11 protein-coding genes are annotated in these 12,079 nt (G+C 31.8%); 6 read left to right on the top strand and 5 right to left on the bottom strand.

Going from position 1 to position 12,079, the window contains the following annotated elements; genetic code table 11:
- Window positions 1-18: 18 nt before the first annotated feature.
- Window positions 19-753, bottom strand: a complete 735-nt coding sequence (locus G5V56_RS06105; protein ID WP_166962903.1) for a LytR/AlgR family response regulator transcription factor — start codon at window positions 751-753, stop codon at window positions 19-21.
- Window positions 754-2,925, bottom strand: coding sequence for a histidine kinase (locus G5V56_RS06100; protein WP_166962901.1), 2,172 nt, complete (start codon window positions 2,923-2,925; stop codon window positions 754-756). It lies immediately after the preceding gene.
- 209 nt (window positions 2,926-3,134) lie between these two features.
- Here G5V56_RS06100 and G5V56_RS06095 point away from each other — a divergent pair, with 209 nt between their 5' ends.
- Window positions 3,135-4,289, top strand: coding sequence for a vWA domain-containing protein (locus G5V56_RS06095; protein ID WP_166962899.1), 1,155 nt, complete (start codon window positions 3,135-3,137; stop codon window positions 4,287-4,289).
- Between the two features lie 32 nt (window positions 4,290-4,321).
- Here the strand turns inward: G5V56_RS06095 and G5V56_RS06090 are convergent, their stop codons facing one another.
- On the bottom strand, window positions 4,322-5,323 hold the full coding sequence (locus G5V56_RS06090; RefSeq protein ID WP_166962897.1) for a PorP/SprF family type IX secretion system membrane protein: 1,002 nt from the start codon (window positions 5,321-5,323) through the stop codon (window positions 4,322-4,324).
- Between the two features lie 168 nt (window positions 5,324-5,491).
- On the opposite strand from G5V56_RS06090, the gene G5V56_RS06085 reads away from it, so the two are divergent.
- From G5V56_RS06085 to G5V56_RS06065, 5 genes are all read left to right on the top strand, one after another.
- Window positions 5,492-6,394, top strand: a complete 903-nt coding sequence (locus G5V56_RS06085) for a NifU family protein (RefSeq protein ID WP_166962895.1) — start codon at window positions 5,492-5,494, stop codon at window positions 6,392-6,394.
- A 77-nt stretch (window positions 6,395-6,471) separates the two neighbouring features.
- Window positions 6,472-6,672: a dodecin family protein gene (locus tag G5V56_RS06080; RefSeq protein WP_166962893.1), complete on the top strand. Its 201-nt coding sequence runs from the start codon at window positions 6,472-6,474 to the stop codon at window positions 6,670-6,672.
- Window positions 6,673-6,818: 146 nt separating this feature from the next.
- Window positions 6,819-8,855 carry a thioredoxin domain-containing protein gene (locus tag G5V56_RS06075; RefSeq protein ID WP_166962891.1) on the top strand — a complete coding sequence of 679 codons (2,037 nt, stop codon included), beginning with the start codon at window positions 6,819-6,821 and terminating at the stop codon, window positions 8,853-8,855.
- Window positions 8,852-9,217, top strand: coding sequence for a DUF1304 domain-containing protein (locus G5V56_RS06070; protein WP_166962889.1), 366 nt, complete (start codon window positions 8,852-8,854; stop codon window positions 9,215-9,217). Before G5V56_RS06075 ends, G5V56_RS06070 begins: the two co-directional genes overlap by 4 nt.
- Before the next feature lie 82 nt (window positions 9,218-9,299).
- Entirely contained in the window at window positions 9,300-10,112 is an 813-nt protein-coding gene (locus G5V56_RS06065; protein WP_166962887.1) for a mechanosensitive ion channel family protein, read from the top strand.
- Here the strand turns inward: G5V56_RS06065 and tsaB are convergent.
- Together tsaB and G5V56_RS06055 are read right to left on the bottom strand one after the other, a co-directional pair.
- A complete protein-coding gene (tsaB, locus tag G5V56_RS06060; RefSeq protein ID WP_166962885.1) occupies window positions 10,109-10,780 on the bottom strand; it encodes a tRNA (adenosine(37)-N6)-threonylcarbamoyltransferase complex dimerization subunit type 1 TsaB in 672 nt (223 codons plus the stop codon). The two genes, G5V56_RS06065 and tsaB, sit on opposite strands and share 4 nt — an antisense overlap.
- Window positions 10,781-10,791: 11 nt before the next feature.
- Window positions 10,792-12,075 (bottom strand): efflux RND transporter periplasmic adaptor subunit, encoded by a 1,284-nt coding sequence (locus G5V56_RS06055; RefSeq protein WP_166962883.1) that lies wholly within the window; start codon window positions 12,073-12,075, stop codon window positions 10,792-10,794.
- Window positions 12,076-12,079: the final 4 nt, after the last annotated feature.

Raw genomic sequence — 12,079 nt, 5'->3', positions numbered from 1 at the left:
TTTGTATGTTTTTATTTTTTATTTAAAATATGATAATAACTCTGATTTTTTTGAAGCTGAAACCATAATCTCTTTTCCGTTACTAAGCACGACGCTTCCTCCCTTACCTTTTTGGTATTTAACCACTTCATTCACGTTTACTAAATACGATTTATGTACTCGTGCAAAGCTAGTGCTTGTTAAAGCATCTTCAAAATATTTAAGGGTTTTACTAACCAGTTTCTTTTTGTTGTTATTCAAATAAATTTCGGTGTAATTATCATCGGCTTTACAATACAAAATATCAGAGGTGTTTATAACTTCAAATCCGTCTTGTTGCGGAATCGTTATTTTCCCATTAACGCTATTCGTTTTTGGTATCAACACATCATTTTGTAGCGCGTCTTCTTTAGTTTTAATTTCGGTTACATAATCTACTGCTTTTATAAGTTCATCAATAGAAATAGGTTTCATTAAATAATATGAGGCGTGCGCGTTTAACGCATCAATGGCATACTGGTTATAAGCAGTTACAAAGATTGTTTCAAAATTAATATCGCCTACCTTGTCAAGAAGATCAAACGCATTGCCATAAGGCATTTCAACATCGAGAAATATCACATCTAAATCGTTGTTTCGTATTAAAACTAGGGCTTCGTCAACATTTGCCGCTTCTCCTAAAACTGTTACATTAGGACAGTATTTTTTGAGGTAGTTCTTAAGAATATTTCTACTTGTTTCTTCGTCTTCTACAATTATGGAGGTTAGTTTCATTTAGTCCTTTTTTAATGTTACAACAACTTTAGTACCTGTATCTTCTTCATCTTGAAAATCATCAATAAACACGTCTACTTTATCTTTATACATACCATTTAAAATAGACACACGCTTTTTAATATTACCCATACCTTTTGAACGCTGCTTTTCTTGATTCTGCGTTTTTAAAGCTTTAGATTTTTTTCTACCTATACCATCATCTGTAATAGTTATTTGTATTTCGTCTGGACTAGTTTGCATAATATCAATGTCTAGTCGTCCTTTTGTTTTCTTATAACGTAAACCGTGCCAAACAGCATTTTCAATGTAAGGCTGCAGCAACATTGGGGGAATTACAAAATCGCTTTTACTAATATGTTCATCTATATGAATGTTATAATCAAACTTATCTTGAAACCTAAAATGTTCTAATTTGGTATATAGCTTTAAGAGTTCGATTTCCTTTTCCAACGGAATAAAATCTTCTTCGCTATTTTCTAAAACAGCTCGCATAAGTAATGAAAAATCTGTTAAATATTTATTTGCAGCACGTTCATCATTGGATGCTATAAAACTATTTACAGAATTTAAAGCATTAAATATAAAATGCGGATTCATCTGGCTACGCAAGCTTTTTAATGCCAATAAATTATTAGCTAACCGCTGTTGTTTGATGTACTTAACCATTAAAAAAGCAGCCACTAAAAGCAATAAAACACCACCAATAAGCGAATAAATAATGAGTTGTTGTCGTTTGGTTTGCTCAGTAGTTAGTTGGTATTTACTCTCAGATAATTCTCTATCACTTTCTAAACTATTAATTCTGTTTTGTTTGGCTACTAGTTGTTTACTAAAACGCGCCGCTTGAGAAATTTCTTGCTCTTTTTTAATATATACTTTATCAACCAAATCTACATATTCCTGGTACACGCTTAAGGCTTTTTTGTAATCGCCTGCATCACGATACACGTCAGACAACTTTCTTGTAGCGTCTTTTTGAACAATCAAATCTTCCTTTTTGTCAGCTTCTGCAATACTTTTTTCTAAATAAGGAATAGCATTTACATAGTCCTTTTGTTGCGCATACGCATTCCCGATTTTATAATTTTGCTTTTGTAGTGTTAGCGCACTTTCATTATCAAAAACTGAATCATTTTCAATAGTTTTAATGTCATTTAAAGCTTCTTTTCTTAATTGAATTTCATTAGAATAATCGTTAATATTATTCTGAAAATCGGCTACTTTTATTTTCTCTTCTACAGCACGTTTTTTATTTTGACTGTTTGCTAATTTTAAAGATTTATTGTAAAATCCTTGAGCATTTTCTAAATCGCCTTTAGCAGCATAACTCTCCGCTATTTTAGAATTTAAATCGGTTACTTTAGGCGTAATTAAATGTTCTTTTGCTACTTTTAATCCGGCTTGATAACTCGCAACAGAGCGATTATAATCTTTAGTTAAAAGGTACACATCACCAAGTCCTTCATACAACTCGGTTAATTGCCAATTCGTCAATTCACTTTTATTAATTTTATTATAGATTTGAAGGCTCTCTTGATAGTTTCCATTTAATTTATAGGCTTTCGCTAATTTTAATGTAACCGTATTTGTTTGTGAATTTTGAAGACTAATTCGGTAATTAGAAACTGCTAAATCAAACTGTTTCCAATACAAATAAACATCCCCTAAAACCTCGTAAACCTCACTATTTTCTTTTGAAGAATTACTTGCTCCTAAGGCCTTTTCAATAAACTGAATACTCTTTTTAGCATCTTTTTTCAAGTACACATCGGCAGAATCAATCAACGATTTAAAGAGTTCATTATTGTTTCTTGAAAAGGATTTTAGCTTAGAATATTCGGCAACTTCTTTATTGGGTTGCACCTCAACCTTAATGCGTTCATTACTTTGTATGATGTAATAAACGGTTTCAAAATCCTTATGCTTTATAGTAAGTTCGTCTCCTTTTTTTACTTCAATTCTAAAATTCCCGGAAGTATCGGTTGTGGTATACGCACCTCCGTTTACTTCAATATTCACATTAGGTATAGGGATATTGGTATCGCTTTCAACTACGGAACCTCTAACAGTGAAACTAGGTTGCTTATCAAAGTTAATATCTTGCGCCAACGAATTGCTAACACTACATACTGCAATAAAAATCCATATATGTTTTAAAAATAATTTCATGCATTATTTATATGAGATAAACTTACGCACTTTACTTGGCATATTAAAACGGCTATTTTATAAAATTAGTGGTTTTTTAGTATAAAAATACCTGTTTACGAACTTAAAAGTTTTGTTTACTCAATGAGATACCCTTTTTGCTCATTGTGCTTTTTTTAATAAAAAGGATGCTTCTAGTTTTACCGTATTAATCAAAAAACAAAATTATTATGAAAACACATTTTAAAACGTTTCTTTTATTCACTGCGCTTGCAGGATTCCTATCGTGTCATGCTAAAACAAAAAAGGAAAACATAGCTTTAAATCAAACTGAAATAGAAAAACTAAAACCCAATAAACAGTTTATTAAAGTAGCTTTATTATTAGATACTAGCAACAGTATGGATGGCCTTATAGACCAAGCCAAAGCACAACTTTGGGATATTGTAAACGAATTATCATATGCAAAATGTGGAACCAATAAGCCCAATTTACAAATTGCTTTATATGAATATGGTAATGACAGATTAAACAGTAGAGAAGGTTATATAAGACAAGTTTTAGGGTTTAGTGATGATTTAGATGAAATTTCAAAAGAACTATTTTCATTAACCACTAATGGCGGTGAAGAGTATTGTGGACAAGTTATTCAAACCTCTTTAAACCAATTGAATTGGGGTGAAAATCCTGATGATTTAAAGTTAATTTTTATTGCGGGCAACGAACCTTTTACACAAGGAAAAACGAACTACAAAGATGCTTCTGCGAATGCTAATGAAAAAGATGTTACTGTAAACACTATTTTTTGTGGCGATTTTAATCAAGGTATATCGACCTATTGGAAAGATGGAGCTGATTTAACCAAGGGTGATTATATGGCTATAAATCAAAATCAATCTACTGTTTATATTGCAACTCCTTATGATGACGACATCTTGATATTAAATCAAAAATTGAATAAAACCTATGTTATTTATGGCGATAAAGGAAAAGAAAAAATCGCCTTGCAAGCAGAACAAGACAGTAATGCAGGCTCGTATGGTAAAGCAAATGCTGTTAGCAGATCCGTTAGTAAAAGTTCTTATTTATACAAAAATGAGAGTTGGGATTTAGTGGATGCTGTTGAATTGAATGAGGTTACGATTGAAAACTTAAAAGATGATGCTTTACCTAATATCTTAAAAGGAAAAACCAAAGAAGAAATTAAAACTTATGTCAATGAGAAACGAAAAGAACGTGATGCGATTCAAAAACAAATTCAAGCACTTAATTTAAAACGAAAAGGCTATATCACAAAAAACAAAAAAGACACAAATGGTTTAGAAAATGCCATGACCAAAGCTATTAAAGAACAAGCTAAAAAGAAACACTATACTTGGAATTAAGAAAGAAAGGCTCGTTGCAAAACGAGTCTTTTTTAATTTACTGCAGGACAATTACAATCGTATTTTTCTTTTCTACAATTAAAATTATAACCAAGAGTTAATTGATGAAAACCTCCATTAGTAAAAACAAGTGAATTCATCTGATAGGTATACGTATATGCAAACATAAACTGATTATAATTAACACCTAAAAGCGGCGTAATTTGTCTTAGTTTTTGACTGCTCACACCAGAGCCATCCAGATATTGAGCTCCATCAAAACTGTTTCGATAAGAAATACCACCCCAAATTTTACCAAAATCTACATTTTTATAAACTTTAGCATTAAAATCTATAGATGCTTCTTGGGTTCCATCTTTATATTGAAACATAACCGATGGTTCGTAACTCCACTCGCTACCATACTTAGCAAAAACACCTCCAATAGAGAATAAATAACGGCGTAGATTACTTGTAATCTCGATATCATTATTAACACCAGAATTTTTTAATAAATTCTTAACCGTAGCATGGGCATAATAGTCTAAATAATGGTAAGAAAAACCAAGATCTATATTAAAGTTCGTTTCACTTTGCACAATCCCATCAATAATGTTATCAGGACCATCAAACAAGAACGTTGTTTCATCTAATTTATATTGAATAACTCCAGCACTTATTCCAAAGGATAGCATATTTAAATCAATTGGATTTCTAGAAAACATTAAATGATGCGCATAGGTTACATAAGCACCCGTTTGCGAATGATATCCATTTCTATCGGTATACACAATAGCCCCATATGCTGATGGAGACTCTCCAAATCTTCCATTAACACTCATTGTTGATAATTTTGGTGCATCCTCATGACCAAACCACTGCTGCCTGGTTGTAAGCCTCAACTTTGAACAGTTGGCAACCCCTGCCATAGATGGATGGATCAGATAATAATTATCGGTAAGATAATCTGTATAAATAGGAAGTCCTTCTTGTGAAAATGTTAATTGCGAGCACAAAATTCCTATAACAACAAAAAAAGTATTCTTAAAATTCATATTCTACACTAGGAAAATTTGTCTATAAATAAACGCTTCGATTCTTGAAAAATTACACATAAAAAAAATAAAGCTTTACTTTATTTTTTAAATATTAAAACATAACTATAGTCAAATATATGGATAACTAAACTTATCTTTTGCTATTTTTGTCAAAAATTAGCTGAAATGAATACTTTCAAGGTTTCTCTGCAAGAAACATCAAACGACACTATTATTAAATTTGAAATAAATCAAATTATTACTAAACATCAGAGCTATGAATTTAACAACATAGATGAAGCAAAACCTTCACCTCTAGCTCAACAATTGTTCTATTTACCCTTTGTAAAAAAGGTGTATATCTCATGGAATTTTATTGCGCTTGAGCGCTACAGCATTGTTGAATGGAAAGATGTGCAAGACGAAGTTCTTGAACAAATTGAAGCCTATTTAAACGACGGTGGTGTGGTCATAGAAGAATCACAAGTAACTAAAAAAAAACCTGTAACAGTGTATGCTGAAAGTACCCCAAACCCTGCTGTTATTAAATTTGTTGCCAACAAAAAACTCGTAGTCTCTTTATTTGAATTTACCTCTATTGATGAAGCTAAAGAATCTCCATTAGCAACTGAGTTATTTCATTTTCCATTTGTAAAAAGTGTGTTTATTGATGAAAACTATGTGTCCATAACAAAGTATGACATTGCTGAATGGCAAGACATAACCATGGAGCTTCGCGAATTTATTAGAAACTATATTGAAACCGGCAAAGACATTGTAAATGCCAACGCTTCGCAAACAACTGAAAAAACAGAAGCTCAATCGGCGAACAATTTTGAGTCTTTAGATGATACATCAAAAGAAATTATTAATATTCTTGATGAATATGTAAAACCTGCTGTTGCCAGTGATGGTGGTAACATTCAGTTTATATCCTATGAGGCAGATACTAAAAAAGTACATGTTATGTTACAAGGTGCCTGCAGCGGTTGTCCATCATCAACCTATACTTTAAAAAGCGGCATAGAAAATATGCTTAAAGAAATGCTTCCTGGAAAAGTAGAGATGGTTGAAGCTATTAATGGGTAATTGTTACTTTTTTTAAGTGTCTAAAAAATTACGTATCTTTAGGTAACAAGTATTTTACTAATTTAAATAGTTATATAATGGCAATATTAAAAGTAATTGAAGTATTAGCAAACTCAGAAAAAAGTTGGGAAGATGCAACAAAAAAAGCAGTAAAACATGCATCAAAAAGCATTAAGAATATTCGTTCTGTGTATGTGCAAAACCAAAGTGCAAGTGTAAAAGAGGATGAGGTTACAGAGTTTAGAGTAAACTTAAAAATCACTTTTGAAGTAGAATAGTTTTTATTCTCAAATCATAGATTAAAGTGTTCATTTTTTGAACACTTTTTTTATATCCAAATTTCATTAACTTTGAGATTATGAAGTACTGTTCATTACTAATTTTTATTATTCTAACAAACTGTAACAGTCAGAATACAAAACCTATGACACATACATACACCAATAATCTTATTAACGAAACAAGCCCATATTTACTGCAGCATGCTCACAATCCTGTTGATTGGCATGCATGGAACCCTGAGACTTTAAAGCTAGCAAAATCACAAAACAAATTATTACTCATTAGTGTTGGGTATGCAGCTTGTCATTGGTGTCATGTTATGGAACATGAAAGTTTTGAAGATACTTTGGTAGCCCAAGTAATGAATAAAAGCTTTATTAATGTAAAAGTTGATAGAGAAGAGCGTCCAGACGTAGATCAAGTCTATATGAATGCTATTCAACTCATGACAGGCCATGGGGGTTGGCCTATGAATGTAATCGCTTTACCAGATGGCAGACCTATTTGGGGAGGTACTTATTTTAAAAAGGAACAGTGGATAAGTGCGTTAACCCAAATTTCAAAATTATATATAGAAAAGCCCGAAAAGCTTTATGACTATGCAGATAAGTTAGAAGAAGGTATTAAATCTATGGACATGGTTAATATTAACAGCGATGCCCCAATTTTTAAAACGGAATTCGTCGAAGAATCTGTAACAAATTGGTCGCGACAGTTTGATTATAAGGATGGAGGCATTAACCGAGCTCCTAAATTTATGATGCCTAACAACTATCATTTTTTACTCCGATTTGCCCATCAAAATAATGATAAGAGATTGCTTGATTATGTAAATCTTACGCTAAAAAAAATGGCTTATGGCGGTGTGTTTGACCAAATTGGAGGAGGTTTTTCAAGATATTCAGTAGACACCAAATGGCATGTGCCCCATTTTGAAAAAATGCTTTATGATAATGGCCAACTAGTTAGTTTATATTCAGATGCGTATCTCATCACCAAAAATGAATTATATAAAAATATTGTCACCAAAACATTAGAATATATAAAACGTGACATGACTACTGAGAATGGTGCTTTTTATTCCTCGCTTGATGCTGATAGTCATAATTCAGATGGAAACCTTGAAGAAGGAGCATTTTATGTTTGGCAAAAAGAAGAACTTAAATCTCTTTTAAAGGATGATTTTAATCTTTTTTCAGACTATTACAATATTAATGATTACGGCCTTTGGGAACATAACAACTACGTTCTTATTAGAAAAGATGATGACGATACTATTATTAAAAAATATAATATCACTAAAGACCAATTAATAGAAAAAACAAATAACTGGAGTAATATACTTTTAAAAGAGCGCGATAAAAGAGAAAAACCAAGACTTGACGATAAAACATTAACCTCTTGGAATGCCATTATGTTGAAAGGATATGTTGATGCTTACCGAGTGTTTGGTACTAAAGATTATTTGGATGCAGCACAAAAAAATGCAACATTTATATTGAATAAGCAATTACGCGAAGACGGTGGTCTTTACCACAATTACAAAAATGGAAATAGTAATATTAATGGCTATCTTGAAGATTATGCCACAACCATTGAGGCATTTTTAGCACTTTATGAAAATACGCTCAATAAAACCTGGCTTATATCAGCGCGAAATTTAACCAATTATACCTTTGACCATTTTTTTGATGAAAAAAGCAATATGTTTTTCTTTACATCTAATGAAGATGATTCCTTGGTATCTAGAAATATTGAATACCGAGATAATGTAATTCCCGCCAGTAACTCTATGATAGCAAAAAATCTATTTAAATTATCTCATTATTTTGATAATGAACACTTTAAAAAGACTGCTTTAACCATGTTAAACAATGTAAAACCTGAAATGAAAGAATATCCTTCTGGATATTCCAATTGGTTTGATTTAATGCTAAATTACACCTCTCCCTTTTATGAAGTTGCGGTTATTGGTAAAGATGCTTCATCAAAAATTTCAGAATTAAACAAGTTTTATATCCCTAACAAACTTATAGCCGGCAGTACTTCAGAAAATAATTTGCCTTTATTAGAAAACAGGTTTATTCCTAATGAAACCTTCATTTACGTTTGTGTAAATAACACTTGCAAACTTCCAGTTTCAAACGTTGAAGACGCTATCAAACTATTAACACCATGATATTTTTAAAAACATTTTTAATAGCTTTAGTAGCGTTTGAACATATCTACTTTTTAATCTTAGAAATGTTCTTTTGGACCAAACCCAAAGGCATTAAAACTTTCGGATTAAAATCTAAAGAATTTGCAGAAGACACTAAGGTTTTGGCTGCCAACCAAGGGTTGTATAACGGTTTTTTAGCTGCAGGATTACTCTATTCAATAGTCACTAAAGACTTTAATATTGCTATCTTCTTTTTATTTTGTGTGATTGTGGCAGGTATTTATGGAGCCTATTCGACCAAAAAAATACGCTTATTTTACGTGCAAGCGATTCCAGCTATTTTAGCTCTTATTCTTGTTTATTTAGAGGGTTTTATATAGGTTTTTATTGAGATTTGTTCTAATTACGCTTAAATATGTCTTTAATAGTTTTTAAATTTGTGCTTCATTTAAAATAAAAATTATGGAATTAGAAAAATGGATTGAGAAAGGATATGATTTAATTATTTATTTCGGGCCAAAATTGATTGCAGCCATTCTTATTTGGATTATTGGATCATGGTTCATTAAAATGATTCTTAAAGGTTTTAAAAAAGCAATGAAAAAAAGAGACTACGATATTAGTCTTGAAAAATTTTTAACGAACTTACTAAGTTGGGCTCTAAAAATAGTTTTAATTGTTGTCGTTTTAGGAACCGTTGGTATAGAAACCACCTCATTTGCAGCTATATTAGCTTCTGCTGGTTTAGCTATTGGTTTAGCACTTCAAGGATCTTTAGGTAATTTTGCTGGTGGTGTTTTGATTATGATATTCAAACCTATTAAAATTGGTGACTACATTGAAGCCCAAGGCCAAAGCGGAACGGTAAAAGAAATTGGAATTTTTACAACTAAACTGAATACACCAGATAATAAAGAAATCATTATTCCGAATGGAGCTCTTTCAAATGGTAACATTACCAATTACAGTGTAGAAGACACGCGACGTGTAGATCTCACATTTGGAGTTGGTTATGATTCTGACATTAAGAAAACAAAAGAAGTTATCTTAAGTGTTATTGATTCACATCCATTAATTTTAAAGGATCCTGCAGCTGCTGTGAATGTATCAGAATTAGCTGATAGTTCTATCAACTTTTTTACACGTGTTTGGGTTAAAAAGGAAGACTATTGGGCAGTGAAATTTGATGTTATAGAACAAACAAAAGAAGCGCTTGATGCAGCTGGTATTGAAATACCTTATCCACATCAAGTTGAAATTCAAAAGAAAGGTTAAGATTTAGGCTTTAACGCTACGAAATCTTTTAAATAATACGGTTCAAAATAAGCGACATCTTCAAAGTCGCTTATTTTGTATTTGTTATAGGCTAATGCACTCATCTCGTTGGCCGAAGGTAATTTATCGTCAATAAATACTGCGTTTGGGTGGGTTATTAATGTTTTTGTTTTTTCAACACCATTGCCTATAAAATATACTTTACCTTGTTCTAAATACGCAGCAAATGAAGACTCGTCTAAAATTTCGGCTTCAGTTTCTCTTATTTTTTTATAATTTGAATTGAATATTGCTGAATAGACTTCCATACGTCTCGCGTCTAACATTGGTACAATGACTCCTTCCTCACAAATAACTTGATAAGCTAAAGCTTCTAAAGTAGATACTGAAATCATAGGCTTATCTAAAGCAAAACAGAACCCCTTTACGGCTGATACGCCTATTCGTAAGCCAGTATAAGACCCTGGCCCTTTACTAATCGCTATAGCGTCTAATTGACTTGATTTTATATTAGCTTCCTTTAAAACAGCATCAATATAAACATGTAACCGTTCTGCATGAGAGTAATTTTTATCGTAATCTTCCTTTAAAATAATGGTTTTTCCATCCTTGGAAAGTGAGACAGAACAATTAGTTGTTGCTGTTTCAATATTAAGTATTAAAGCCAAACTAATCGATTTTATTTACTGTCTTCGGTCTTCTTTTCTTCAACTTTATCACCATTCTTTAACGTTTTGGTGACAACATTATAAGGACCAACGATTACATCCTCTCCTTCTTTCAATCCAGAAACAATCTCTATATTACTATCATCCTGAATACCAGTTTTAACAACTCGTAATTTTGCAACATCACCTTCTTTTATAAAAACACATTCAAATTTTTCCTCTTCTAAATTTGAGATTGAATTGTCGTCTTTAACTTTAGGTTTGTCTTTTGTAGATGTTGTATCTGTTTTTACTGTAATGGCACTAATTGGAACATTGACAGCATTTTTTCTAACTTCTGTGATAATATCAACAGTTGCTGTCATACCAGGTCTAAATGGCGAATATCCCTTTGGCTTTCCTTGTAATAAATCTTTAAAAGATTCTTCCAAAATTCTAACTTTTACTTTAAAATTTGTTACCTGATCTGCAGAAGTTACTTGGTCAGCCGAATTTGAAATTTCTGTAACAACTCCTTTAAACTCCTTTTTTAAGTAAGCATCAACCTCAACACGAGTAGAATCTCCAATATGTACTTTTACAATGTCGTTTTCATTAACATCAACTTCCACTTCCATATTAGATAAATTGGCAACACGCATAATTTCTGTTCCTGCCATTTGTTGAGTTCCAACAACACGTTCTCCAAGTTCTACATCTAACTTAGATATCGTGCCATCCATAGGAGAATAGATGGTTGTTCTATTTAAATTATCCATCGCCTCATTAACGGTTGCGCTAGCACTTTTTACAGCATAATATGCAGACTGTTTGTTTGCTAATGCAATTTCATAGCTAGAAACTGCCTTATCCCAATCTGCTTTTGAAATAATACCTTTATCAAATAGTTGTTTATTTCTGTCGTAACTTAACTTAGCTTCTTTTAAGGACGCTTGTGTCTGGTCTAAATTCGCTTTTACATTTTGTAAGGATGCTTGTGAACGATTTAAACTCGATTGGTAAATATCTGGATTAATGCGGATTAATAAGTCTCCTTTTTTAACCTGTTGCCCCTCGATAATAGGAAGTTCAATAATTTCTCCTGAAACTTCACTAGATATTTTTACTTCTACCTCTGGTTGGATTTTTCCAGTAGCAGAAACTGTTTCAATAATATCTGAACGTTCAATTTTTTTGGCTTCAATTTCTTTAAAATTACCACTCTTTCCAAACCAACCTGCTTTTTTACCACCTATTAAAAGGATTAACAAAACAACAGTGATTGAAACTATAATAACAAGTGATTTCTTGCTCATTGTA

This window comes from Yeosuana marina (assembly GCF_011762485.1).
GTDB lineage: Bacteria > Bacteroidota > Bacteroidia > Flavobacteriales > Flavobacteriaceae > Yeosuana > Yeosuana marina.
This window is presented reverse-complemented; position numbering and strand designations above follow the sequence as displayed.